Consider the following 25,248-nt stretch of genomic DNA (forward strand, 5'->3'; position numbering starts at 1 on the left):
TTCAGACTCCTTCTTTGCTGGTCTCCGCAGCGGCGATGCCGCCCAGGACGATGGCGAGGTATTGGTTGCCGACTTGCTCGGCGGTCAGTGGTCCACCCGGTTTGTACCAGCGCACCGATACCCAGGTGGTGTCACGAATGAAGCGGTAGACGAGGTCGACGTCCAGATCGGGTCGGAAACAACCCGCGGCAACGCCCTGCGCCAGCACGTCGAGCCACATCTTACGTTGCTGGCGGTTGCGTTCATCGACGTAGGAGAACCGCTCCTGGGCCGACAACCGCTTGGCCTCGTCCTGGTAGATCACCACCTGGGCGTGCCGGTGTTCGATCGCGTCGAACGAGGCCAGAAACAGCCCCTTGAACCGCTCGAGCGGATCGGACTCGGAATCGATGATCTGCTGGTAGCGGGCGAACAACCAGTCCAGAAAATCGCGCAGCACCTCGTCGACCATCTCCTCCTTGGAGGAGAAGTGGTGGTACAGACTGCCCGAGAGAATTCCTGCGGCGTCGGCGATGTCACGCACGGTCGTGGCACGCAGGCCACGCTCGGCGATCATCGCCGCAGCCAGGTTCAGGAGTTCGTCTCGGCGCGTCATGGCATCAGGCGCGCTGGCTGGAAACCGAGACGACTTCGCCGGTCAGGTAGCTGGAGTAGTCACTGGCCAGAAACGCGATGGTGGTGGCGATCTCCCACGGCTCGGCGGCCCGGCCGAACGCCTCGTCGTCGGCGAGCCGGTCCAGCAGCTCCGCCGAGCTGGTCTTCTCCAGGAACTTGTGCCGGGCGATGGACGGCGAGACGGCGTTGATCCGCACCCCGTACTCGACGGCCTCGATCGCACTGCAGCGGGTCAGGGCCATCACACCGGCCTTGGCGGCGGCATAGTGCGACTGGGAATGTTGTGCGCGCCAGCCCAATACGCTCGCGTTGTTGACGATCACCCCGCCGTGCGGTGCATCGCGGAAGTAGCGCAGCGCGGCACGGGTCGCCCGCATCACCGAGTTGAGCGTGACGTTGAGTACCCGGTCCCACTCGTCGTCGGTCATGTCGATGACCGGGGTCTGCCCACCGAGGCCGGCGTTGTTGACCAGTACGTCGAGCCGGCCCATCTTCGCCACGGCGGTCTCGATCAGTGCGTCGACCGCGGCGGTGGAGGTGACGTCGCAGACCACCGCTTCGACCCGGCCCAGCCCGAGGCCGGCCAGTTCGTCGCGGGTCTCGCCGAGCCGGCGCTCGTGGAAGTCCGACACCACCACGTCGGCGCCTTCGAGCAGTGCGCGGCGCGCGGTGGTGGAACCGATCCCGGTGCCGGCGGCGGCGGTCACCAGGACCGTCTTGCCCTTGAGCAGTCCGTGTCCGGCGATCTCTTCCGGCGCCTTGGACAGATCCTTGGAGATATCGGCCGAGCTCATCCCTTTGCCTCCCGGGGTAGGCCGAGAACCCGCTCGGCGATGATGTTGCGCTGAATCTCGTTCGACCCGCCGTAGATGGTGTCGGAGCGGGTGAACAGGTAGAGCCGCTGCCACTCGTCGAATTCGCCGTCGGCCAGCACCATCGAGTCGTGCCCGATCACGTCCATGGCGAGCTCGCCCAGGTCGCGATGCCAGTTGGCCCACAACAGTTTTGACACATTGTCTTGCCCGGGCTGTTCGACATCCATGGTGGCCATCGCGTACGACCGCATCACCCGCAGCCCCACCCAGGAGCGGGTCAGGCGCTCGGCGATCAGCGGGTCGTCGGCGGCGCCGTTGCGCTGCGCGAGTTCGGCCAGCGAGGACAGTTCGCGGGCGTAGCGGATCTGCTGGCCCAGGGTCGAGACGCCCCGCTCGAAGGTGAGCGTGCCCATCGCGACCTTCCAGCCGTCGCCGGGCTCGCCGACCACCAGGTCGGCGTCGGTGACCGCGTCGTCGAAGAACACCTCGTTGAACTCCGAGGTGCCGGTCAGCTGCACGATCGGGCGGATCTGGACCCCGGGCTGGTCCAGCGGGACCAGCAGGTAGGACAGGCCGTTGTGCCGCTTAGAGCCCTTCTCGGTGCGGGCCACCACGAAGCACCACTGCGACAGGTGCGCCAGCGAGGTCCAGACCTTCTGGCCGTTGATAATCCACTGCTGAGCCCCGCCGTCGAGGACGGCGGTGGTGGCGACGTTGGCCAGGTCGGATCCGGCGCCCGGTTCGGAGTAGCCCTGGCACCACAGTTCGGTGACGTTGCGGATGCCGGGCAGGAAACGCTGCTGCTGCTCGGGTGTGCCGAACGCGATGAGCGTCGGCCCCAGCAGTTCCTCACCGAGATGGTTGACCTTGTCGGGCGCGTCGGCGCGGGCGTACTCCTCGTAGAACGCCACCCGGTGGGCGACCGACAGGCCGCGACCACCGTGCTCGGTCGGCCACCCCAGACAGGTCAGGCCGGCGTCGGCCAGATGGCGGTTCCACGCCATCCGCTCCTCGAACGCCTCATGCTCGCGCCCGGGGCCACCGAGGCCCTTGAGCTCGGCGAACTCCCCGACCAGATTGTCGGCCAGCCATGCGCGGACCTCAGCCCGGAACTCCTCGACTGCTTGCACCCTTGTAGGCTAACCTACCAAGCACTTGCTTTGTTAGCCCGAGTCGGGAGCCCTCATGATCAGCGATCCGCAGACCACTCCTGCGGCCCTCGACCACATCGCGCACACGCTCCCGGACCACGACGCCCTGGTCACCGAGTCCGCCCGCTTCACCTACGCGCAGCTGCGCGACGAGGTCCGCCGGGCCGCCGCGGCCCTGATCGCCCTCGGCGTCGAACCGGGCGACCGGGTCGGGCTGTGGTCGCCGAACACCTGGCACTGGGTCATCACCTGCCTGGGCACCCATTACGCCGGGGGCGTCCTGGTGCCGCTGAACACCCGCTACACCGCGGCGGAGGCCTCCGACATCCTGGCCCGCAGCAATGCCAAGGTACTGGTCGGCATGGGCCGGTTCCTCAAGGCCGACCGGCTCGCCGAACTCGACCGGGCACAGTTGCCGGACCTGCAGAGCGTGGTGCGGATTCCCGTCCAGGAAGACGACGTCGAAGCCGCTGCATCCTGGGACGAGTTCATCGCCGCCGGGGCCGCGGTGCCGGCCGCCGACGTCGATGCGCGCGCGGCGGCCGTCGCACCCGACGACCTCTCCGACATCCTGTTCACCTCCGGGACCACCGGCCGCAGCAAAGGCGTGCTGTGCGCACACCGGCAGTCGCTGGCCGGGCCGGCGGCCTGGGCACAGTGCGGCCAGATGACCGCGGCCGACCGCTACCTGTGCATCAACCCGTTCTTCCACAACTTCGGCTACAAGGCCGGAATCCTGGCCTGCCTGCAGACCGGGGCCACCTTGATCCCGCAGGTCGTCTTCGACCCGGCCGGCGCGCTGCGGGCCATCGAGGAGCACCGGATCACCGTGCTGCCCGGGCCGCCGACGATCTATCAGACCCTGCTGGACCATCCCGACCGTGACCGCTACGACCTTTCCTCGCTGCGGTTCGCCGTCACCGGCGCCGCCACCGTGCCGGTGGTGCTGATCGAGCGGATGCAGGCCGAACTCGACATCGACATCGTGCTGACGGCCTACGGGCTCACCGAGTCCGGCGGGTTCGGCACCATGTGCCGCGCCGACGACGACGCCGTCACCGTCGCCACCACCTGCGGGCGCCCGATCGGGGATTTCGAGCTACGCCTGGACGACTCCGGCGAGGTGCTGCTGCGCAGCGCCAACATCATGCTCGGCTATCTCGACGACCCCGAGGCCACCGCCGCGGCGATCGACGCCGACGGCTGGCTGCACACCGGCGATATCGGCACCGTCGACGCGGCCGGGAATCTGCGGATCACCGACCGGCTCAAGGACATGTACATCTGCGGCGGCTTCAACGTCTATCCCGCCGAGATCGAGCAGGTGCTGAGCCGGCTCGACGGCGTGGCCGACGTGGCGGTGATCGGGGTGCCCGACGAGCGGATGGGTGAAGTCGGTCGGGCCTTCATCGTGCGCAGGCCCGGCGCCGCGCTCGACGAAGCCGCGGTGATCGCTTACGCCCGTGAACATCTGGCGAACTTCAAGGCGCCGCGCTCGGTGGCCTTCCTCGAGACGTTGCCACGCAATCCCGGCGGCAAGGTCGTCAAGCCCCTATTACGAGAGATGACGTGATGGATCTGAATTTCGACGCCGAGACCGAGGCCTTCCGGGCCGAGGTCCGGCAGTTCCTCAACGACAACCGGGACAAGTTCCCCACGCATTCCTACGACATCGCCGAGGGCTTCGAGCAGCACCGCCGTTGGGACAAGGTGCTCTTCGACGCCGGGCTGTCGGTGATCGCCTGGCCGAAGAAGTACGGCGGACGCGACGCCACCCTGCTGCAGTGGGTGGTCTACGAGGAGGAGTACTTCCGCGCCGGTGCACCCGGACGGGCCAGTGCCAACGGCACCTCGATGCTGGCGCCGACCCTGTTCGCGCACGGCACTCAGGAGCAATTGGACCGGGTGCTGCCGAAGATGGCCTCCGGCGAGGAGATCTGGGCGCAGGCCTGGAGCGAGCCGGAGTCCGGCAGCGACCTGGCGTCGCTGCGTTCGACGGCCACCAAGGTCGACGGCGGCTGGAAGCTCAACGGCCAGAAGATCTGGAGTTCTCGGGCGCCGTTCGGCGAGCGCGGCTTCGGGCTGTTCCGCTCCGACCCGGAAGCGCAGCGCCACCACGGCCTGACCTACTTCATGTTCGACCTCAAAGCGCCCGGGATCACCGTGCGTGCCATCGAACAGCTCGGCGGCGAGACCGGTTTCGGTGAGATCTTCCTCGACGACGTCTTCGTCCCCGACAACGACGTGATCGGTGAGCCCAACCAGGGCTGGCGTGCGGCGATGAGCACGTCGAGCAACGAGCGCGGGATGAGCCTGCGCAGCCCGGCCCGCTTCCTGGTGGGTGCGGAGAAGCTCGCGGCGATGTGGCGCGAACACGGTAGCGACCCGGCGTTCACCGCTCCGGTGGCCGATGCCTGGATCAAAGCCCAGGCCTACCGGCTGCAGACCTTCGGCACCGTGACCCGGCTGGCCGCCGGCGGCGAGCTGGGCGCGGAGTCCTCGGTGACCAAGGTGTTCTGGTCCGAGCTCGACGTCGCCCTGCACCAGACCGGTCTGGACATCCGCGCCGCCGACGGCGAACTCGCCGACGCCTGGACCCACGGTTACCTGTTCTCGCTCGGCGGGCCGATCTACGCCGGCACCAACGAGATTCAGCGCAACATCATCGCCGAGCGGCTGCTGGGCCTGCCCCGGGAGAAGAAATGAAATTCGATCTAGACCAAGATCAGCGCGACTTCGCGGCCAGTATCGACGCCGCCCTGGGCGCCGCCGACGTTCCGGGCGCGGTGCGCGCCTGGTCGGCCGGTGACGCCGAACCGGGCCGGGCGGTGTGGAGCCGACTCACCGAACTCGGGGTGACCGCGCTGGCGGTTCCCGAGGAGTTCGACGGCATCGGCGCCCACCCGGTCGACGTGGTGCTGGCGATCGAGGCGCTGGGCCGCTGGTGTGTACCGGGTCCGGTGGTGGAATCGATCGCGGTGGCGCCCATCCTGCTGGCCGGCGCCCCGGATGCGGCAGACCGGCTGGCCGGCCTGGCCGCCGGTGAGCTGATCGCCACCGTGGCGCTGCCGCCGCACACCCCGCGGGCGGTCGATGCCGATCGCGCCGGGCTGGTGCTGCACGCCGAGGCCGGCCGGGCCGCCACCGCGCAGGTCGGGACCCGGCACGCCTCGGTGGATCCCAGCCGCGGCGTCTTCGACGTCGCCGCCGGCGACGACGCCTGGGACGCCGACACCGTGCGCGCCTACGAGATGGGCGCGCTGGCCACCGCCGCGCAGCTGATCGGGGCCGGGCAGGCCATGCTGGACATCGCCGTGGACTACGCCAAGCAGCGCACCCAGTTCGGCCGGGTGATCGGGGGCTACCAGGCGATCAAGCACAAGCTGGCCGATGTGCACATCGCGCTCGAGCTGGCCCGCCCGCTGGTGTACGGCGCGGCACTGTCCTATGCGGACGGTTCCCCCGACACCGCCCGGGATGTCAGTGCGGCCAAGGTGGCCGCCTCCGATGCGGCCCTGCTGGCCGCCCATTCCGCGCTGCAGACCCACGGTGCCATCGGCTTCACCAGCGAATGCGACCTGTCGCTGTGGCTGTTGCGGGTGCAGGCGCTGCGCCCGGCCTGGGGTGACCCGACCGCCCACCGTCGGCGAGTGTTGGAGGTGATCTAAGTGGCACACAACGAAGAACGCGACCTGCTGCGCGCAACCGTGGCGGCACTGGTCGACAAGCACGCGAACCCCGAAGCCGTGCGCGCCGCGATGGAGTCCGAACGCGGCTACGACGAGAACCTCTGGCAGCTGCTGTGCGAGCAGGTCGGCGCCGCGGCGCTGGTGGTGCCCGAGGAACTCGGCGGCGCCGGCGGCGAGCTGGGCGATGCCGCCGTGGTTCTCGAGGAACTGGGCAAGGCGCTGGTACCGACCCCACTGCTGGGGACGGTACTGGCCGAGCTGGCCCTGCTGGCCGCGCCGGAGCCGGACGCCGCGACGCTCGAGCAGTTGGCGGAGGGCACCGCGATCGGTGCGGTGGTGTTCGGCACCGACTATGCGGTCAACGGTGACATCGCCGATGTGGTCGTCGGCGCGCAGGACGGCCAGTTGCAACGCTGGACCGAATTCAGCAGCCAACCGGCGGCCACCATGGACCCCACCCGCCGGCTCGGGCGGGTCACCGCCGGCCAGACGGCACCGATCGGCGCCGACCCGGGTATCGCGGACTACGCGGCGATCCTGTTGGCCGCCGAGCAGGTCGGCGCGGCCGCCCGCTGCCTGGACCTGACCGTGGAGTACACCAAGTCGCGGGTGCAGTTCGGCCGGGCGATCGGCAGCTTCCAGGCGCTCAAGCACCGGATGGCCGACCTGTACGTGGCGGTCTCCTCGGCGCGCGCCGTCGTCGACGACGCGGTGGCCGAGCCGTCGGCCACGTCGGCCGCGCTGGCCCGGGTCGTCGCCAGCGAGGCGTTCTCCAAGGTGGCCGGCGAGGCCGTGCAGCTGCACGGCGGCATCGCGATCACCTGGGAGAGCGACATCCAGCTGTACTTCAAACGCGCGCACGGCAGTTCGCAGCTACTGGGTCAGCCGGCCGAGCAGTTGCGCCGGTTGCGGGCAGAGGTGCTCTGAACCCCTTACGGTAGGCGGCATGTGTACTCGGTTGGTTTATCTGGGCCCGAACGGCAACATCATCACCGGGCGGTCGATGGACTGGAAGTGGGAGCTGTCCACGGATCTCTGGGCATTCCCCCGCGGGATGCGCCGCAGCGGTGAGGTGGGCGCGAACTCCCTGGAGTGGACGTCGCGTTACGGCAGCGTGGTGGCCAGCGGCTACAACATCTGCACCACCGACGGCCTCAACGAGGCCGGCTTGTCCGCCAACCTGCTGTGGCTGGCCGAATCGCACTACCCGTCCCACGACGCGTCCCGGCCCGGCCTGACGATCGCGGCCTGGGCCCAATACGTGCTGGACAGTTTCGCCACCGTGGCCGAAGCGGTCGCCGCGCTGAGCGCCAACTCCTTTGACGTACTCACCGCAGGCGTACCCGGCGAAGACCGCATGGCGACCCTGCATCTGTCGATCTCGGATGCGACCGGCGACAGTGCGATCATCGAGTACGTCGACGGCCGACCGGTGATCCACCACAGTCGGGACTACCAGGTGATGACGAACTCACCGCTGTTCGAACAGCAGTTGGCGGTCAACGCCTATTGGGAACAGCTCGGCGGCACCGTGATGCTGCCGGGCACCAACCGGGCCGCGGACCGATTCGCGCGGGCATCGTTCTACGTCAACGCGATTCCGCAGGCCGAGGACACCCGGGTGGCGATCGCCTCGGTGCTCAGCGTGGTCCGCAACGTCTCGGTGCCGTTCGGCATCTCCACGGCCGACGAGCCCAACATCTCCTCGACGCGCTGGCGCACCGTGGCCCATCACACTCGCAAGCTGTACTTCTTCGAATCCGCCCTGACCCCCAACGTGTTCTGGGTGGATCTGAACAAGCTGGATCTCACCGAGGGCGCCCCGGCGCTCCGACTGGCCCTCGGCGACGACGACTCGAACACCTACGCCGGGGAGACCTCCGCACATTTCGAGACCGCCGAGCCGTTCACCTTCCTCGGCATCACCGCGTGAACACGGTCCGGATCATCGGGGCCGTCCTGGCGGCGGTGCTGCTGTGCGCCCCGATCACCAGCGGGGTCGCGGGCGCGACACCCGCACCGGACTGGTCGGGCCTGGACGCCCGGGCCTATGCGGGGCCGATCCCGGCCGCCGGTGCACTGATCGAATCCGTACCGCTGGCCCCCGCCCTGTCGGTGAGCGGCGCCGCGGACGCGTTCCGCATCCTGTACGCCACGGTGGATCAGCACGATCGGCCGGCGGTGAGCACCGCAGCGGTGTTCGTGCCGCGCGGCGCGGCGCCGGCCGAGGGCTGGCCGGTGATCGCCTGGGCGCACGGCACCGTCGGGCTCGGCGATGACTGCACCCCGTCGGCCCTGCCGCGCAGCCCCCGCGATGACCGCTACCTGTCGCACTGGCTGGAGCAGGGCTATCTGGTGGTCGGCACCGACTACGCGGGGCTGGGCACACCGGGGCTGATGAGCTACCTCAACGGCGTCGCCGAAGCACATTCGGTGATCGACTCGGTGCGGGCCGTGCACCAGATGGACCTGCCGCTGTCACCGAAGTGGGCGATCGTGGGCCAATCCCAGGGCGGCGGCGCGGCGGTCAACAGTGCCTGGTGGGCCGACCGGCTGACCGCCGGCACCGGACTGGACTACCGCGGCGTGGTGGCCACCGGCACCCCGGCCAACATCGAACGGGTGGTCATCCAGGCCGGCCCCGATATGGCGTCACCGCCCGCCTCGCCCGCCGCGGTCAGCTATGCCTCCTACATCCTGGCCGCACTGCGCGAGGCCCATCCCGAACTGGGCGTCGACGAGGTGCTGACCCCGCGGGGGCGCGAGTTGGTCGACCTGGCGCAGACGGTGTGCAAACCCGCGCTGGACCAGCAGGCGGCCGGCACCCGCATCAACGACATGTTCGGTTCGCCCATCGACACGCTGCCGGGCATCGTCGGGGCGCTCGACGAGTTCATGGGGACGCCCACCGACGGCTACGACCGGCCGATCTTCCTGGGCCAGGGCCTGCTGGACACCGACGTGCCCCCGGTATCCACCCAGACCCTGTACCGGCAGCTCGTCGACAATCATCAGGACGTGGAGTTGCACATCTATCCCGATCAGGACCATTCCGGCACGGTGACCGCCTCGATGCCCGATTCCACCCGCTTCCTGCACCGCATCATGACGGAGGAGAACCGATGACCGATCGCGTCGCGCTGCGCGCCGGGATCCCCCCGTTCCACGTGATGGACGTGTGGCTGGCCGCCGCCGAACGCCAGCGCACCCACGGCGACCTGGTGAACCTGTCGGCCGGGCAACCCAGCGTGGGGGCACCCGAACCGGTGCGGGCGGCCGCCGCGGCGGCCCTGGCCGGCGACACGCTCGGCTACACCGTCGCGCTGGGCACCCCGGAGCTTCGCTCGGCCATCGCCGGTTCCTACGCCGACCGGTACGGGTTGAGCGTGGACCCCGACGACGTGGTGGTGACCACGGGTTCCTCCGGGGGTTTTCTGCTGGCCTTTCTGGCCTGCTTCGACGCCGGGGACCGGGTGGCGATCGCCAGCCCGGGCTATCCCTGTTACCGCAACATCCTGACCGCGCTGGGCTGCGAGGTGGTCGAGATCCCGTGTGGCCCCGAAACCCGGTTTCAGCCGACCGCACAGATGCTCGCCGAGATCCCCGGACCGCTGGCCGGGGTGATCGTCGCCAGCCCGGCCAACCCGACCGGCACCGTCCTGGAACCGGCCGAGCTGGCCGCGATCGCCCGCTGGTGTGACGCCAACGACGTGCGGCTGATCAGCGACGAGGTCTACCACGGTCTGGTCTACGACGGTGCGCCGCAGACCAGCTGCGCCTGGGAGACCTCCCGCAACGCGGTGGTGGCCAACAGTTTCTCGAAGTACTTCGCGATGACCGGCTGGCGGTTGGGCTGGCTGCTGGTGCCGCCGGCCCTGCGCCGCGCGGTGGACTGCCTGACCGGCAACTTCACCATCTGCCCTCCGGTGCTGGCCCAGCACGCGGCGGTCGCGGCGTTCACGCCTGCGGCCATCGCGGAATCCGACGGCCACCTGCAGCACTATGCGGCCAACCGGGCCCTGTTGCTCGACGGGTTGCGCGGTATGGGCATCGACCGGCTGGCCCCCACCGACGGCGCGTTCTACGTCTACGCCGACGTCGCCGCCCACACCGACGATTCGCTGGCGTTCTGCGCGCAACTGCTGGCCGACACCGGGGTCGCACTGGCACCCGGTATCGACTTCGACCCCGACCGGGGCCACACCTTCGTCCGATTGTCGTTCGCCGGCCCGACGAGCGACATCGAGGAAGCGCTGCGCAGGATCGGCGGGTGGCTGCCGCTCCGGTAGGTTGAGAAGCTATCCGGCAATACCTGCCACCACCTGATCGAAGGGATCACCGCTATGCGCACAACCAAGGGTTCTCACCTGGCGATCGGCGCAGCAGCCGCCGGCATCCTGGGCGCGGTGGCCGTCGCGGCGACCGCGGCGACCGGTTCGCCCGCCGCCGATGCGGCCCCGGGTTCGTGCACGGCGGCCGGGCTGTCCAGCACCGCCAGCGGCGTGCTGAGCCAGGCGGGTGCGTTCCTCAACGAGCACCCGGAGGCCAACGACGTGCTGACCAATGCCGCCACCATGCCCCCGGAGCAGGCCAAGTCCTCGGTGCAGGGCTACTTCATCGGCCACCTCGACCAGTTGTCGACACTGCAGGGCATCGCCCAGCCGCTGACCGACCTGAAGAGCCAGTGCGGCATCGCGGTCTCGCCGACTCAGCTGGCCACCCTGCTGGAGACCGTCACCAAGTAGGGCCGGGCCGTGGCCCTGTCGATCAGCGACCAGGAGCGGGCCGCGCTGGCGTCGGCGGCCGGGTTCGGGCTGTTCGCCGCGATCACCGGACGCCGGTCCCGCCGGTTCCCGGTGGGCGGCGCCATCCCGGCCGGCGCGCTGGCCTACACCAGCCGGCACCCGGTCCAGCCGCTGTCGGAAGTCGAGCGCGCCCTGCTGCTGTCGCTGATGGCCGGTGGCACCGGTTGGCACGACGGCATCACGCATCACCCCGGGTACGCGCCCGCGCTGCCGAACTATCCCGGCAGTGCCACCGGGCGGGCCATGCCGTCGGCGGCCGGGTTCCACACCAGCCAGTTGTTCTTCACCGACGACAGCGGCTGTTACCTGCTGCCCACCCGCGATCAGCCGTACCGCGAATTCGACACCATCGAGGATTGGATCAGCCGTACCGCCGATTCCTATGTGCAGCTGTCTGATTCACGACTGGTGTTGCCCCGCGAGGAGCCCTACATGGAGGGCCACAACACCTGGATCGGCAACCATCCGGGCAGCCTGTTGGCCTTCAACGTGGCGGATCTCGCCGAGCACCTGTTGGAGAACCTGTGGTTCTTCGCCGCCAACGGCTACGCCGTCCGCGATGACATCAACGGCCGCGATATCCCGGGCGTGCAGGAGTTTTCGCAGTTGGCGCACGCCGACGACCCGATGCCGCTGTCGTTCGTCGAGCAGTACACCCTGACCGAGGCCAGCGCCGAATTGTCCATCGCCGCCCACAACGGGGCGCTGGGCCTGCAGGCGATGGGTTTGGGCGGCTGGATCTTCGACGGGTTGGATCGCGTCTCGGTGCTGAACGGATTCGGTTTCGTCGCCGACGACGACCCGCGCTGTGGTCCCAAAAGACCAGCACAGCCGAACATCACCGGTCTGCCCGGCTATTTCGAGACGCTCAGCCCGCCGCACGTGGCCACGGTCGCCGAGGGCGTGCAGAAGCTGGTGGCCCGCAAGTTCGGTCCGGGCGGGCCGTCGCACCCGCAGACACCGGGGCCGTGGATCGACAGCGCACGGGTCCGGGGTTCGGCGCTGCCTGCCGACGGTATCGCCGAGTTGGTCACCTGCCAGGCGTCCTACATCTACGACACCTTCGGGAAGCTGCCCGGCACCGTGCCGACCGTGCACGCCCTGATGTACCTGCAGGCCCAGCACCTGGACACCGATTTCTACGACGAGTTCTACTCGCCCGGCGCGTACCTGCGCACCCATGCCGAGCACCAGCGATGCTGGCACACATCATGACCGCGGGCGGACCCCGCCGATAACGGCGTAGGCCAGCCCCACCGCCAGCAACGCGAACTTGCCGAGGGCGGCGGTGCGCGCACGTCGGGCGTTGGCATCGACGTCGACGCCGTCGAGCACCCGCAGCAGCGCCACACCTTCGATGGCGTCACCGGCCACCGAGCCGATCGGCAACAGCCGCAACGCGATCGGGTCACCCCGGCGTACGCGAACCCGCTCCACGAGCAGCAGTCCGAAGACGCCGTAGGTCAGCATGTACCCGAAGTCCAGCCACAGCGACAGCCGCGCCCAGCGCCGGCCGTCCGATCCCCAGGTCTCCAGGATCTGCCCGGCGCGCTCGGCATTGCCGGCCAGTTCGAACGGGACGATTCCGGGACCACCGGTTTTGCGCATCCGGCGTTCCAGCTCCATCATCACCGCGCCGTAGCCGAGCCATGTCCCTGCCGCCCATGCCAATCGCCTCATCCGCTGGATAGTAGTCGGCTAGTGTCCCGGTCCATGAGCCGCGAGGATGTCACGTTCTCATCTGCCGGGACAGCCTGCGCGGGCTGGCTCTATCGCCCGGCCGATGCGTCCGCCGATGTCGCATGCGTGGTGATGGCACACGGATTCGCGTTGACCCGCAACGACGGCTTGGCCGGCTACGCCGAGGCGCTGACACGAGCCGGGGTGGCGGTGCTGGCCTACGACCACCGCTATCTGGGTGATTCGGAAGGCGAACCCCGGCAACGCATCCGGATGCCGGAGCAACTCACCGACCGGCTGGCCGCCATCGCATTCGCCCGGTCGCTGGCGGGTATCGATCCCGACCGGATCATCCTGTGGGGGTACTCGCTGAGCGGCGGCACTGCGGTGGACGCCGCGGTCGCCGACCCCCGGGTGGCCGGCGCGATCCTGCTCTGCCCGTTCCTGGACGGCAGATGGCGGACGCTGCGCGGATTGCGGATGGATCCGCGCAATGCACTGTGGCTGACCGTGCAAGGGATGCGCGACGCCCTGGTGTCGGCCTCCGCAGCCCCGGGCGATCACGGCGGGATGACGTTCCCCGGTGAACTGGAGGGATTCCTGTCGATTGTCGCGCCGGGTTGGCGTAACGAGGTGGGTGCTGGACTCGCGTTGCCGTTACCGCTCTGGCGTCCGGTCACCAAGGCGCGAAAGCTGGCCTGCCCGGTGCTGATTCAGGCCGGCGAGAGGGACGGTTCGGTGTCAGCGCGGTCAATCGAGCAACTGGCCCGTCGAGCACCGCGAGTCACCCGCAAAAGCTATGACGTCGCCCATTTCGAGCCGTTCTCCGGTCGATCGGCCGCGATCATCGACGATCAGGCGGCCTGGCTCCGGGCCCTGTTGGGGGCGTGATTTACAGCCAGGTGTCGTCGGTGGTGGCGGTCAGGAACGCCTCGAGGTCGTCGCGCCAGTGCGCCGGGGTGGTCTTGTCCGGTTCGATGCCGGTGTAGTCGCCGCGGTAGAACAGCAGCGGGCGGGGCTTGACCTCCGGGACATCCGAAAGCGACTGCACCGCACCGAAGACCACGAAGTGGTCGCCGCCGTCGTGCACCGAGGCCACCGTGCAGTCGATGTGGGCCAGCGACCCGGCCAGGATCGGCGACCCCAGCGGTGACGGCTCCCAGTCCACACCGGCGAACTTGTCCGGCTCACGGGAGCCGAACCGGGCGCAGACGTCCTTCTGCTCCTCGGCGAGGATGTTGACGCAGAACTTCCCGCTGGACTCGATGGCCTGCCAGGACCGGGACTGCTTGGTCGGGCAGAACAGCACCAGCGGCGGATCCAGGCTCAGCGCGGCGAACGACTGGCAGGCGAACCCGACCGGCGTCCCGTCGTCGACGGTGGTGATGATCGTGATGCCGGTGGCGAACTGACCCAGCGCGTTGCGGAACGCGCGCGGGTCGATCGACGGTTCGGACACCGCCACTTACATACCCACGGTGAAGTCGTGACCCCACAGGCTGACCGCGGTGCTCTCCCGGGCCACCCAGTCCTCGTCGTCGACCTCCAGGCCCTCACAGCCGAACTCGACCTGAAAACCGCTGGGCGCCTTCATGTAGAAGGACAGCATCTTGTCGTTGACGTGCCGGCCCAAAGTCGCGGCCATCGGGATCTTGCGGCGGGCCACCCGGTCCAGGCAGAGCCCGACGTCGTCGGAGTTCTCCACCTCGACCATCAGGTGCACGATTCCGGTCGGGGTGGGCATCGGCAGGAACGCCAGGCTGTGGTGCCGCGGGTTGCAGCCGAAGAACCGCAGCCAGGCCGGGTCGCCGTCGGCGGGGCGGCCCACCATCTGCGGTGGCAGCCGCATGGAGTCGCGCAGCCGGAAGCCGAGCACGTCGCGGTAGAAGTGCAGCGCCTCGGCGTCGTCCTTCGTGGACAACACCACATGGCCCAGGCCCTGTTCTTCGGTGACGAACCGGTGCCCGTAGGGGCTGACGATCCGGCGGTGCTGCAGCGCGACGCCGTGGAAGACCTCCAGGTGATTGCCCGACGGGTCGTCGAAGCAGATCATCTCCTGGACGTTGCGTTCGGCCAGTTCGGCCGGGGTGGCTTCCCGATACGGGGTGCCCTCGGCGTCCAGGCGCTGCCGGATCTCGGCCAGCCCCGGCGCGTTGGCGCATTCCCAACCCGACACCAGCAGCTTGTCGGTGTCACCGGGCACGATCACCAGGCGGGCGGGGAACTCGTCCATCCGTAGGTACAGCGCACCCTCGGTGGTTCCGGTTCCCTCGACCATGCCGAGGACCTTCAGCCCGAAGTCGCGCCAGGCGGCCATGTCGGTGGCCTGGATTCTCAGGTATCCCAGCGAGCGGATACTCATCTGTTGATCCCTCCGATCAGACCATGGTGTCGCCGGGCGGCAACCCGAACTCGTGGTTGCCGAAGATCATGTACGCGCGCTCGGGGTCGTTCGCCGCGTGCACCCGGCCGGCGTGGGCGTCACGCCAGAACCGCTGCACCGGAGCGTCGTTGGACAGCGCGGTGGCACCGGCCGCCTCGAACAGCCGGTCGATCGAGGCGATCGCCCGACCGGTGGCACGCACCTGGTCGCGCCGGGCCCGGGCCCGCAGTTCGAACGGGATCTCCTTGCCGGCGGACAGCAGCGCGTACTCGTCGCCGACGTTGCCGATCAGCTGACGCCAGCCGGCGTCGATGTCACTGGCGGCCTCGGCGATCCGGACCTTGGCGAACGGGTCGTCCTTGGCCTTCTCGCCGGCGAACGCCGCACGCACCCGCTTGCCCTGGTGCTCGACGTGCGCGGCGTAGGCCCCGTAGGCCATACCCATGATCGGGGCCGAGATGGTGGTGGGATGCACGGTGCCCCACGGCATCTTGTAGACCGGCGCGGTGTTGGTCTCATACCCGCCGGCGGTGCCGTCGTTCATCGCCTTGTAGGACAGGAACCGGTGCCGCGGCACGAAGACGTCCTTGACCACGACGGTGTTGGAGCCGGTGCCGCGCAGGCCGACCACGTGCCAGACGTCGTCGATGGTGTAGTCGGTGCGCGGGATCAGGAAGCTGCCGAAGTCGACGGGCTTACCGTCCTTGATCACCGGACCGCCCAAGAACGCCCAGGTGGCGTGGTCGCAGCCCGAGGACCAGTTCCAGGCGCCGTTGACGATGTAGCCGTCGGCGTTCTCGGTGACCACCCCGGCGCCCATCGGCGCGTAGGACGAGGAGATCCGGACTCCGGTGTCTTCACCCCAGACGTCCTCCTGGGCCTGCTGGTCGAAGAGCGCCAGGTGCCAGTTGTGCACGCCGATGATCCCGGCGACCCATCCGGTGGAGCCACAGGCGCTGGCGAGCCGGCGCACCGCCTCGTAGAAGATCGTCGGGTCGCACTGCAGGCCGCCCCACTGCTCGGGCTGCAGCAGCCGGAAGAAGCCGGCGTCCTCGAGCGCCTTGACGTTGGCGTCGGGCAGTTTGCGGAGGTCTTCGGTCTCCTGGGCGCGCTCACGCAACTGCGGCAGCAGGTCGTCGATGGCGGCCAATACCGACTGGGCGTCACGCTGTTGAATGGACGTCACTAGATTGCCTTCCAGGAGTGAACAGGTTCTCCGGCGGTGTTTTCCAACCACCCTAGAGTGAGATTAGAACACGTTCCGATTTGTGTCGAGCAGGGCGTTCCTGCAGTTGGTAGCGATACCGGAGCGCTTTTCTGTAACCTGTTCTAGTTATGACCGAAGATGAAGGGCGGGCCGTGACGGAGACCATTCCGGACGAACCACTCGGTGCTCACGTGCTGGAACTGCAGATCACCGAAGTCGTCACCGAGACCGACGACGCGCGCTCGCTGGTCTTCGGCGTCCCCGACGGCCCGGACGACCCGGAGATTCCGGCGCAGCGCCTGCAGTACTCGCCGGGCCAGTTCCTGACCCTGCGCATTCCCAGCGATCGCACCGGTTCGGTGGCCCGCTGCTACTCCCTGTGCAGTTCGCCGTTCACCGATGACGCGCTGGCTGTCACCGTCAAGCGCACCGCCGACGGCTACGCATCCAACTGGCTGTGCGACAACGCCCGCCCCGGGATGCGGGTGCACGTGCTGGCCCCCTCGGGAACGTTCGTGCCCAAATCGCTGGACACCGACTTCCTGCTGCTGGCCGCCGGCAGCGGCATCACCCCGATGATGGCGATCGCCAAGTCGGCGCTGTCGCAGGGCACCGGCAAGGTGAAGCTGTTGTACGCCAACCGTGACGAGCGATCGGTGATCTTCGGCGCCGCGCTGCGCGAACTGGTGGCGCAGTACCCCGACCGGTTGACCGTCGTGCACTGGCTGGAGTCGGTGCAGGGCCTGCCCACCCCCGCGGCGCTGGCCAACCTGGTGGCCCCGTTCGCCGACCGCCAGGTCTTCATCTGCGGGCCGGGCCCGTTCATGCAGGCCGCCCGCGAGGCGCTGGAGACCTGCAAGGTCCCCGCCGAGCAGGTGCACCTGGAGGTGTTCAAGTCGCTGGACAGCGACCCGTTCGCCGCGGTCAAGATCACCGAGGCACCCGAGGGCGAGCAGGCCCAGCCGCCGGCCACCCTCATCGTCGAACTCGACGGCGAGAAGCACGAGCTGGCCTGGCCCCGCCACGTCAAACTGCTCGACCTGCTGCTCGACAAGGGCCTCGACGCCCCGTTCTCCTGCCGCGAAGGACACTGCGGCGCCTGCGCCTGCGACCTGAAGAGCGGCAAGGTCAGCATGGAGATCAACGACGTCCTCGAACCCCAGGATCTCGCCGAGGGCCTGATCCTGGGCTGCCAGGCCCGCCCCGAGACCGATTCGGTGGAAGTGACCTACGACGAGTGATCCCACGGCTAGGTTGGTGCGACATGAGACGGTTGCTGACGGTGCCGGCGGCGCTGCTGCTGTTGGCCGCGCTGGTCCCGCCCGCGATCTCCTCGGCGGCAAGCGACACCAAGACCTCACTGTTCCCTGTCAACGAGTTCGACCAGCTGCAGACCCACAGCTGGGTCGACTGCAGCGCGCCCCCGCTGTGCCGGTTCACCGTCGGGGTGCAGTTGCAGACGCCCGACGGCATGCGGGGATTCCCGCCGGACCTGTGGGCGCGCCAGAGCACCGAGATCCGCTCATCGAAGCGATCGGCCTACCTCGACGTGCACACCGACGGCGGCGAGGGCTGGTTCAAGGACCGGGGCGGCCCGGGCACCAAGGTGTTCAAGGACGGCACCGGCGCGGTGATCCAGTCGATGTACTACGGCGAGGGCCCGCCGGAGAAATACCAGACCAACGGCAGCATCGACGTCTTGGAGTACAGCACCGGCCGGCCCAAGACCGACGCCAACGTGATCGTCTGCACGCACGTCCAGGTGGTGTACGCCGGAGTCAACCTGACCACACCGTCCACCTGCGCCCAGACGGTGTTCTGAGCCGTCTGATTCAGTACACGTCGCGCTGGTAGCGGCCGGCCGACGCCAACGCCCGGATCTGCCCCCTGGCCGCCTCGGGATCAAGACCACCGTGCTGTCCGGCGATCTCGACCAGGGTGGCATCCACCGCCTTCGCCATGCGCTGGGCGTCGCCGCAGACATACAGGTGCGCGCCGTCCTGCAACCACCGCCACAGCTGTGCACCGCGCCGGCGCATCAGGTGCTGCACATAGACCTTCTCGGGCTGGTCGCGGGAGAACGCCAGGTCCAGTTCGGTGAGGAATCCGTCGGCGTGCATGCCGGTGATCTCGTCGCGGTAGTAGAAGTCGGTGGCCGCGTGCTGCTCGCCGAAGAACAACCAGTTGCGCCCGGTGTGGCCCAGTGCGCGCCGCTCGTGCAGGAACCCGCGGAACGGGGCGATCCCGGTTCCGGGGCCCACCATGATCATCGGGGTGTCCGGATCGGCCGGCGGCCGGAAATGATTGGCCTTCTGCACGAAGATCCCGACCCCGTCCCGGGCGGCGTCGGCCAGATAGGTCGAGCAGACCCCGCGTCGGGGACGGCCCCGGAAGTCGTAGCGCACCGTCGACACGGTCAGCTGGATTCGGCGCGGGTCGTGTTTGGGACTCGACGAGATCGAATACAGCCGCGGTTGAAGGGGTTTGAGGACCGCGAGCCAGTCTTCGGCGGAGACCCGGACCGGAAACTCGGCGAGCAGGTCGACCTGGTGACGCCCCCAGGCCCAGTCGGCGAACGCGGCCTTGTTCCCCGGTTGGACCAGCTCGGCCAGTTCGACGCTGCCGCTGCGCTCGGCGACGAACCGGACCAGGTCCGGGTTGACCCGGGCGATCGCGAGCCGTTCCCGCAGCGCATCGCGCAACACCATCAGCTGCCCGCCGGTGACCTCCACGACTGTGTCACCGTCCAGCCCGGTGACGGCCAGCCATTCCTCGACCAGATCGAGGTGGTGCCGCGGCCAGACCCCCAGGGCGTCGCCGGCCTGATAGTCCACGGTGTTCTCCGGCAGCGCGAAAGCCAACTGCCGCACGTCTTTCGCCGAGCCCGGCCCGCTGAGCCTGGTATTGACGACCAACGAGGTGATCAGCGGATTCTTCTTACCGTAGGACAGCGGCGTCACCGGCGCCACAGCCGCGGAGACGCCCGGGGTGGCAACGAGGGCCCCGCAGACGTTCGTCAGCCACCCGGTGGCCGCCGCCTCGTAGTCGGGTTCGCAGTCCACCCGGTCGGTGAGGCGGTGCGCGCCGAGTTCGGCCAGTCGCTCGTCGAGTCTGCGCCCGTGGCCGCAGAAGTCGTCGTAGTTGGAATCGCCCAACGCCAGCACCGCGTAGCGGGTGTCGGGCAGTCGGGGTGCGTCGGCCGCGTTGAGCGACTCCCACAGCGCCGCACCGTTGTCCGGCGGGTCGCCGTCACCGGTGGTGCTGGTGATCAGCAGGAGCGTCGACGCGCCCGCCAGATCAGCGACCGGGAAATCGTCCATGCCGCACAGCCTGACCGCCAGGCCGGCCTGGCCCAGCTGCGCCGCGCACCGCGCCGCGGCGTCTTCGGCGGTGCCGGTCTGCGAGGCCCACAACACCGCGACGGGCGCACGCGATGCGTCGCCGGTCGGCGCCGAAACCTCCGGCGGCGGCAGGTAGCTCGCGTCTGCCGGGGCCGGCGCAGACCGACCGGCGACCCGGGCAAGAGTGACCGCACAGGCCTTGTATTCCGGCTGCCGCGATACCGGGTCGACGGCATCGTTGGTGACCGCATTGATCGCCAGGTATTCGCCGAAGGCGTCGTTCCAGTGGAACGACGCGAAGCAGTCCCCGGGCCGTACCCGGTCGCTGACCAGCGCCGGCAGCACGGCGCGGCCCCGGCGCGAGGCGATCTCCACCGCGTCGTCGTCGACGACGCCCAGTCGGGCGGCGTCGTCGGGGTGGATCTCCACGAACGGTCCCGGGTTGAGCCGGTTGAGTCGAGCGACCTTTCCGGTCTTGGTCATGGTGTGCCATTGATGGGGCAGGCGGCCGGTGTTGAGCAGGAACGGGTAGTCGCCGTCGGGCATCTCGTCGGGCAGCAGGTGCGGGCGGGCGAAGAACACCGCGCGGCCGTCGTCGGTGGGGAACGCCAATCGCGGCGCGGCGCCGGCGGTGAGGTAGCGGATCGGGTGACGGTCCCGGCGGTCGCCGGGCGGGCAGGGCCATTGGACCGGCGTGCGGCGCAGCCGCCGATAGCTGATGCCGCGCAGGTCGTAGCCGGTCCTGGGGTTGGCGAATCGCTTGATCTCGTCGAAGACGTCCTCGGCGCAGGCGTAGTCGAATGCTTCGGCGTAGCCCATCTCGGCGGCGACGCGGGCGATGATCTGCCAGTCCGGTAGCGCCTCCCCCGGCGCGTCGACCGCCTTGGTGAACAGGGTGAGGTTGCGTTCGGAGTTGACCATCACCCCCTCGGACTCGGTCCACAGCGCCGCCGGCAGCAGCACGTCCGCGTAGGCGGTGGTCTCGGTCTCGGTGAACGCTTCCTGGGCGATCACCAGCTCGGCACGCTCGAGCGCCGCCAGGACGGTCTTGCGATTCGCCACGGTGGCAACGGGATTGGTGCAGATGATCCAGCATGCCTTGATCCGGCCGTCGGCCATCTGCTCGAACATGTCGATGGCACCGGCATCCCCGTCGGTGCGCAGCGATCCGCGCGGGACGCCCCAGGCGTCCTCGACGAAGGCACGATCCTCGGCATCGGCCGCACTGCGCTGCCCGGGCAGTCCCGACCCCAGGTATCCCATCTCCCGGCCGCCCATCGCATTGGGCTGCCCGGTGAGTGAGAACGGGCCGCTGCCGGTCCGGCAGATCGCCCCGGTGGCCAGGTGCAGGTTGCACAGTGCGTTGGTGTTCCAGGTGCCGTGGGTGGACTGGTTGAGCCCCATCGTCCAGCAGCTCATCCAGTTGGCGGCCTGCCCGATCCACGTTGCGGCGGTGCGGATGTCGGCTTCGGGGATGCCGGTGATCGCCGCTACCGTCTCGGGCCGGTATTGCTCGAGGAAGTCGGGCATCACCTCCCAGCCCCGGGTGAACTCGGCGATGAACGCGTCATCGGTGTACCCGTCGGCGACGATCAGGTGCAGCAGTCCGTTCAGCAGCGCCAGGTCGGTGCCGGGCGCGATCTGCAGGAAAAGGTCGGCCTTGTCCGCGGTGGCACTGCGCCGCGGGTCGACCACGATCAGTTTGGCGCCGGCCTTGACGCGGTCCATCATCCGCAGGAACAGGATCGGGTGGCAGTCGGCCATGTTGGCGCCGGTCACGAAGAACACGTCGGCGTGCTCGAAGTCCTGATAGGAGCCGGGCGGGCCGTCGGCTCCCAGGGACTGCTTGTAGCCGGTGCTCGCGCCGGACATGCACAGCCGGGAGTTGGACTCGATCCGGTTGGTGCCGATGAAGCCCTTGGCCAGCTTGTTCGCCAGATACTGTGCCTCGAGCGACATCTGGCCGGAGACGTAGAGTGCGACGGCGTCGGGCCCGTGTTCGTCGACGATCGCCCGCAGCCGGGTCGCGCAGTGCGTGATGGCGGTGTCGATCCCGGTCGGTTCGGCCGGTTCGTCTCGGGCCGAACGCAGCAACGCCGAGGACATCCGGCCGGGCGCGGCCAGCATGTCGGCGGTCGTCGCGCCTTTGGTGCACAGCCTGCCGAAGTTCGCCGGGTGCGCCTTGTCCCCGATCGCTTTCGCCACCCGGCGGCGCCCGGTGGCCGGATCGGTCTCGACCTGCAGCACCAGGCCGCAGCCGACGCCGCAGTAGGCGCACAACGTCGCCACGGATTCGGTGGTCCCGGGGACCCGGGGGTCGTCTTGCACGGGCACGGAGGGCACCTCCTACGGTCAGGGCCTTGCCGTTACCCTGCCGCCCGCACGTTTCAAGATCATTGCCGGACAATTACCACGCGTTGCGACATTCCTTCAGCGGCGCCGAGACAGCGCCTTGACCGGCGCATACGCCCCGGAATGTGATCTTGACCCGACCCGCCGCCGACTGTGGCGGGGGCCGGGCCCGCGGGGGTCAGCCCCGCGGCAGGCCCAGCAGCCGTTCGGCGGCCAGCGTCAGCAGGATCTGCTCGGTGCCGCCGGCGATCGACAGGCAGCGGGTGTTGAGGAAGTCGTGCACCGGACGACCGGCCAGCACGCCGGCCCCGTCGGAGACGTCCATCCGGAACTCGGCCAGGTTCTGCCGGTAGCGCACTCCGATCAGCTTGCGCACCGAGGACTCCGAGCCCGGGTCCTGCCCACCGACGGCGAGCTGCGCGATGCGTTGATCCAACAGCGATCCCGCCTGCGCGGCGATGATCAGGCGGGCCAGCCGCTCCGCGGTGGCGGTGTCGATCTCCGGACTGTCACCGAACAGCGCCGCCAGTAGTTCTTCCATCGGATTGCCCAGTGCCGTTCCGCCGGCGATCGCGACCCGCTCGTTGGCCAGCGTGGTGCGGGCCAGCCGCCAACCGTCGTTGACGCCGCCGACCACCATCTCGTCGGGGACGAACACGTCGTCGAGGAAGACCTCGTTGAACAGCGCCTCACCGGTGATCTCCCGCAGCGGCCGGATGTCGATGCCCTCGGCGGCCATGTCGACCAGGAAGTAGGTGATGCCCTTGTGCTTGGGCGCGTCGGCGTCGGTGCGGGCCAGGCAGATCCCCCACTGCGAGTCGTGGGCCCGCGACGTCCAGACCTTCTGTCCGGTCAACCGCCAGCCACCGTCGACCTTCACCGCCTTGGTGCGCAGCGCCGCGAGGTCCGAACCGGCTCCGGGCTCGGAGAACAGCTGGCACCAGAACACCTCGCCGCTGAGCGTGGCCGGAATGAAGCGTTCGATCTGCTCGGGCGTGCCGTGTTCGAGAATGGTCGGGGCCGCCCACCAGCCGACCACCAGGTCGGGGCGCCCGACGCCGACAGCGGCCAGTTCCTGGTCGATCACCAGCTGCTCGGTGGGGCTGGCCGCGCGCCCGTAGGGGGCGGGCCAGTGCGGCGCCAGCAGACCCGATTCGGCCAGCGCGGCCTGCTGCTCGGCGTCCGGCAGTGCGGCGATGCGGGCCGCTTCGGCGGCGATCTCGGGCCGGATGTCGGCGGTCTCGCCCAGGTCGACCTCGAGGCGGCGGCGCACCCCGTCCCGGGTCAGCTCGGCGGTGCGGCGCAGCCAGCGTGCGTGACCGCCGAGCGCCTGGCCGATGCCGTAGGCCCGCCGCAGGTACAGGTGCGCGTCGTGCTCCCAGGTGATGCCGATGCCGCCGAGCACCTGGATGCAGTCCTTGGCGTTGGCTTTGGCGGCGTCGATGCAGATGGCGGCGGCGACCGCGGCGGCGATCGCGAACTGCTGCCCGTCGGGGTCGGATGCGGCGCGGGCCACGTCGGCGGCGGCCACCGCAGCCTGGTCGGCCCGGCACAGCATCTCCGCGCACAGGTGCTTGACGGCCTGGAAACTGCCGATCGGCTTACCGAACTGCTCACGCACCTTGGCGTATTCGACGGCGGTGTCCAGCGCCCACCGGGCGATACCGGCGGCCTCGGCGGCCAGCACCGTGACCGCGAGGTTCTCCACCCGGTCGCTGCTTTCCAGCCGCACCGCGGGCGCCGCGGACAGCGTCACCTTGGCCAGCGGCCGGGAGAAGTCGGTGGCCACCAGCGGTTCGACGTCCACCCCGTCGGCTCCGGCGTCCACCAGCACCCAGCCGGCATCTGTGGGCAGCAGCAGCAGCCCGTCGGCGGTGCCGCCCAGCACGCGCTCGGCGGTGCCCGTCGCCCGGCCGGCCGCGGAGTCGAAACGGACGCTGGCCGCGGAGGTGTCGACCGCAACCCCGGCGGTCTTCTCGCCGGCGGCCAGGGCCTCCAGCAGCTGCGGGTCCTCGACGGCCAGGGTGGCCAGCGCCGTGGTCGCGACCGGCCCGGGAACCAGTGCCTTGGCGGCTTCGTCGACCATCGCGCAGAGGTCTTCCAGGCGCCCACCGGCCCCGCCGGCCTCCTCGGGGACCGCCACCCCGAATAGGCCCAATTCGGCCAGGCGAGCGAAAACGGCACGCCAGGCGTCGGTTTCGCCCAGTTCGGTGGCGCGAATCGCTTCGGCGGTGTTCGCTGCGGCAGCCCAGTCACGGACCAGTTCGCGGGCGGCGAGCTGTTCGTCGGTGGTGGTCACGGACACGCTGGGCTCCTCCGGGTCGAAACAGACGGGTGGCCGGGTCGGCCGAGGAGGCCGCCCGAGGCACTAGAACGTGTTCTAATAGTGCCAGCGCAAGGGCGTCAAGTCGAACCGTTGTGGCTGGACACATGAGGTCCGGCCGGTGTTGGGAGTAAGAAATTCCACTACGCGGTGCGTATCGTTATTGGCCGATAGTTCAACGGAGGGAGCCGCGCAGCACATGTCGTCACCAGCCGACAGCACCGCAGGACGCGGATCGTCCGGTCAACCGCGCGAAGTCGTCAACGTCGCCGTGCTGACCGAATCCGACCTCGGCTCCGAAGCGCAGCGCGAGCGCCGCAAACGCATTCTCGACGCCACGCTGGCGATCGCCTCCAAGGGCGGCTACGACGCGGTGCAGATGCGCGCGGTGGCCGATCGGGCCGACGTGGCGGTGGGCACCCTGTACCGCTACTTCCCGTCGAAGGTCCACCTGCTGGTGTCGGCGATGGGCCGCGAGATCGCGCGGGTGGACACCAAAACCGACCCGGTGACCTATGCCGCCACCACCCGCCACCAGCGACTCAACCTGGTGGTCAACAAGCTCAACCGCGCCATGCAGCGCAATCCGCTGCTCACCGAGGCCATGACCCGGGCGTACGTGTTCGCCGACGCCTCGGCGGCCGGCGAGGTCGACCACGTCCAGAAGCTGATCGACTCGATGTTCGCCGGGGCGATGAGCGACGGCGAGCCGACCGAGGAGCAGTACCACATCTCCCGGGTGATCTCCGATGTCTGGCTGTCGAACCTGCTCGCCTGGCTGACCCGGCGGGCCTCGGCCACCGATTTCAGCACCCGACTGGACCTGGCGGTCCGTCTGCTGATCGGCGACGACGACAGTCCCAAGGTCTGATTCCACGCCCCGGCTG

22 protein-coding genes are annotated in these 25,248 nt (G+C 69.3%); 13 read left to right on the forward strand and 9 right to left on the reverse strand.

Annotation, left to right across the window (positions count from 1 at the left end; all coding sequences use genetic code 11):
* Position 1: 1 nt before the first annotated feature.
* The 3 genes from kstR2 to ipdE1 are packed head-to-tail and all read right to left on the reverse strand — an operon-like array spanning position 2 to position 2,560.
* Entirely contained in the window at positions 2–595 is a 594-nt protein-coding gene (gene kstR2 / locus RCP38_RS17325; RefSeq protein ID WP_308474158.1) for a TetR family transcriptional regulator KstR2, read from the reverse strand.
* Between the two features lie 4 nt (positions 596–599).
* Positions 600–1,409 carry a (5R,7aS)-5-hydroxy-7a-methyl-1-oxo-2,3,5,6,7,7a-hexahydro-1H-indene-carboxyl-CoA reductase gene (gene ipdF, locus RCP38_RS17330; protein ID WP_308474159.1) on the reverse strand — a complete coding sequence of 270 codons (810 nt, stop codon included), beginning with the start codon at positions 1,407–1,409 and terminating at the stop codon, positions 600–602.
* Complete coding sequence (gene ipdE1 / locus RCP38_RS17335) at positions 1,406–2,560, reverse strand: acyl-CoA dehydrogenase IpdE1 (protein ID WP_308474160.1); 1,155 nt, start codon at positions 2,558–2,560, stop codon at positions 1,406–1,408. The genes ipdF and ipdE1 overlap by 4 nt, the downstream gene beginning before the upstream one ends.
* Before the next feature lie 55 nt (positions 2,561–2,615).
* Between ipdE1 and fadD3 the strand changes: the two genes are divergently transcribed.
* The 9 genes from fadD3 to RCP38_RS17380 are packed head-to-tail and all read left to right on the forward strand — an operon-like array spanning position 2,616 to position 12,290.
* Positions 2,616–4,154 carry a 3-((3aS,4S,7aS)-7a-methyl-1,5-dioxo-octahydro-1H-inden-4-yl)propanoate--CoA ligase FadD3 gene (gene fadD3, locus RCP38_RS17340; protein ID WP_308474161.1) on the forward strand — a complete coding sequence of 513 codons (1,539 nt, stop codon included), beginning with the start codon at positions 2,616–2,618 and terminating at the stop codon, positions 4,152–4,154.
* Entirely contained in the window at positions 4,154–5,287 is a 1,134-nt protein-coding gene (locus RCP38_RS17345; protein WP_308474162.1) for an acyl-CoA dehydrogenase family protein, read from the forward strand. The genes fadD3 and RCP38_RS17345 overlap by 1 nt, the downstream gene beginning before the upstream one ends.
* Positions 5,284–6,249: an acyl-CoA dehydrogenase gene (locus RCP38_RS17350; RefSeq protein WP_308474163.1), complete on the forward strand. Its 966-nt coding sequence runs from the start codon at positions 5,284–5,286 to the stop codon at positions 6,247–6,249. Before RCP38_RS17345 ends, RCP38_RS17350 begins: the two co-directional genes overlap by 4 nt.
* Complete coding sequence (ipdE2, locus tag RCP38_RS17355; protein ID WP_308474164.1) at positions 6,250–7,197, forward strand: acyl-CoA dehydrogenase IpdE2; 948 nt, start codon at positions 6,250–6,252, stop codon at positions 7,195–7,197.
* A gap of 19 nt (positions 7,198–7,216) precedes the next feature.
* Positions 7,217–8,203, forward strand: coding sequence for a linear amide C-N hydrolase (locus RCP38_RS17360; protein WP_308474165.1), 987 nt, complete (start codon positions 7,217–7,219; stop codon positions 8,201–8,203).
* A complete protein-coding gene (locus RCP38_RS17365) occupies positions 8,200–9,396 on the forward strand; it encodes an alpha/beta hydrolase family protein (RefSeq protein WP_308474166.1) in 1,197 nt (398 codons plus the stop codon). Before RCP38_RS17360 ends, RCP38_RS17365 begins: the two co-directional genes overlap by 4 nt.
* Positions 9,393–10,559 (forward strand): pyridoxal phosphate-dependent aminotransferase, encoded by a 1,167-nt coding sequence (locus RCP38_RS17370; RefSeq protein ID WP_308474167.1) that lies wholly within the window; start codon positions 9,393–9,395, stop codon positions 10,557–10,559. Before RCP38_RS17365 ends, RCP38_RS17370 begins: the two co-directional genes overlap by 4 nt.
* 54 nt (positions 10,560–10,613) lie before the next feature.
* On the forward strand, positions 10,614–11,015 hold the full coding sequence (locus RCP38_RS17375) for a heme-binding protein (protein WP_308474168.1): 402 nt from the start codon (positions 10,614–10,616) through the stop codon (positions 11,013–11,015).
* A gap of 9 nt (positions 11,016–11,024) precedes the next feature.
* The gene (locus RCP38_RS17380; protein WP_308474169.1) at positions 11,025–12,290 is read left to right on the forward strand and encodes a hypothetical protein; all 1,266 of its coding nucleotides are present in this window, start codon (positions 11,025–11,027) and stop codon (positions 12,288–12,290) included.
* Here RCP38_RS17380 and RCP38_RS17385 read toward each other — a convergent pair.
* On the reverse strand, positions 12,285–12,755 hold the full coding sequence (locus tag RCP38_RS17385) for a hypothetical protein (RefSeq protein ID WP_308474170.1): 471 nt from the start codon (positions 12,753–12,755) through the stop codon (positions 12,285–12,287). The genes RCP38_RS17380 and RCP38_RS17385 overlap by 6 nt on opposite strands.
* Before the next feature lie 33 nt (positions 12,756–12,788).
* Between RCP38_RS17385 and RCP38_RS17390 the strand changes: the two genes are divergently transcribed.
* The gene (locus RCP38_RS17390) at positions 12,789–13,646 is read left to right on the forward strand and encodes an alpha/beta hydrolase (protein ID WP_308474171.1); all 858 of its coding nucleotides are present in this window, start codon (positions 12,789–12,791) and stop codon (positions 13,644–13,646) included.
* A gap of 1 nt (position 13,647) precedes the next feature.
* Here RCP38_RS17390 and hsaB read toward each other — a convergent pair whose 3' ends face one another.
* Genes hsaB through hsaA form a run of 3 tightly spaced genes read right to left on the reverse strand, consistent with a single transcriptional unit; the run spans position 13,648 to position 16,324 of the window.
* A complete protein-coding gene (hsaB, locus tag RCP38_RS17395) occupies positions 13,648–14,214 on the reverse strand; it encodes a 3-hydroxy-9,10-secoandrosta-1,3,5(10)-triene-9,17-dione monooxygenase reductase subunit (RefSeq protein WP_308477380.1) in 567 nt (188 codons plus the stop codon).
* Positions 14,215–14,220: 6 nt separating this feature from the next.
* Positions 14,221–15,117 (reverse strand): iron-dependent extradiol dioxygenase HsaC, encoded by an 897-nt coding sequence (hsaC, locus tag RCP38_RS17400; protein ID WP_308474172.1) that lies wholly within the window; start codon positions 15,115–15,117, stop codon positions 14,221–14,223.
* 16 nt (positions 15,118–15,133) lie between these two features.
* Complete coding sequence (gene hsaA / locus RCP38_RS17405; RefSeq protein ID WP_308474173.1) at positions 15,134–16,324, reverse strand: 3-hydroxy-9,10-secoandrosta-1,3,5(10)-triene-9,17-dione monooxygenase oxygenase subunit; 1,191 nt, start codon at positions 16,322–16,324, stop codon at positions 15,134–15,136.
* Positions 16,325–16,497: 173 nt separating this feature from the next.
* On the opposite strand from hsaA, the gene RCP38_RS17410 reads away from it, so the two are divergent.
* A complete protein-coding gene (locus RCP38_RS17410; RefSeq protein ID WP_308477382.1) occupies positions 16,498–17,586 on the forward strand; it encodes a ferredoxin--NADP reductase in 1,089 nt (362 codons plus the stop codon).
* Positions 17,587–17,609: 23 nt separating this feature from the next.
* Complete coding sequence (locus tag RCP38_RS17415) at positions 17,610–18,167, forward strand: hypothetical protein (RefSeq protein WP_308474174.1); 558 nt, start codon at positions 17,610–17,612, stop codon at positions 18,165–18,167.
* Positions 18,168–18,177: 10 nt separating this feature from the next.
* Here RCP38_RS17415 and RCP38_RS17420 read toward each other — a convergent pair whose 3' ends face one another.
* Positions 18,178–22,020, reverse strand: coding sequence for a bifunctional nitrate reductase/sulfite reductase flavoprotein subunit alpha (locus tag RCP38_RS17420; protein WP_308474175.1), 3,843 nt, complete (start codon positions 22,018–22,020; stop codon positions 18,178–18,180).
* A 196-nt stretch (positions 22,021–22,216) separates the two neighbouring features.
* Complete coding sequence (locus RCP38_RS17425) at positions 22,217–24,343, reverse strand: acyl-CoA dehydrogenase (RefSeq protein ID WP_308474176.1); 2,127 nt, start codon at positions 24,341–24,343, stop codon at positions 22,217–22,219.
* Positions 24,344–24,560: 217 nt separating this feature from the next.
* Between RCP38_RS17425 and kstR the strand changes: the two genes are divergently transcribed.
* Positions 24,561–25,232 (forward strand): cholesterol catabolism transcriptional regulator KstR, encoded by a 672-nt coding sequence (kstR, locus tag RCP38_RS17430; protein WP_308474177.1) that lies wholly within the window; start codon positions 24,561–24,563, stop codon positions 25,230–25,232.
* Positions 25,233–25,248 lie beyond the last annotated feature (16 nt).

Origin of the sequence: Mycolicibacter sp. MU0083 (assembly GCF_963378075.1) — a bacterium.
Taxonomy (GTDB): domain Bacteria; phylum Actinomycetota; class Actinomycetes; order Mycobacteriales; family Mycobacteriaceae; genus Mycobacterium; species Mycobacterium kokjensenii.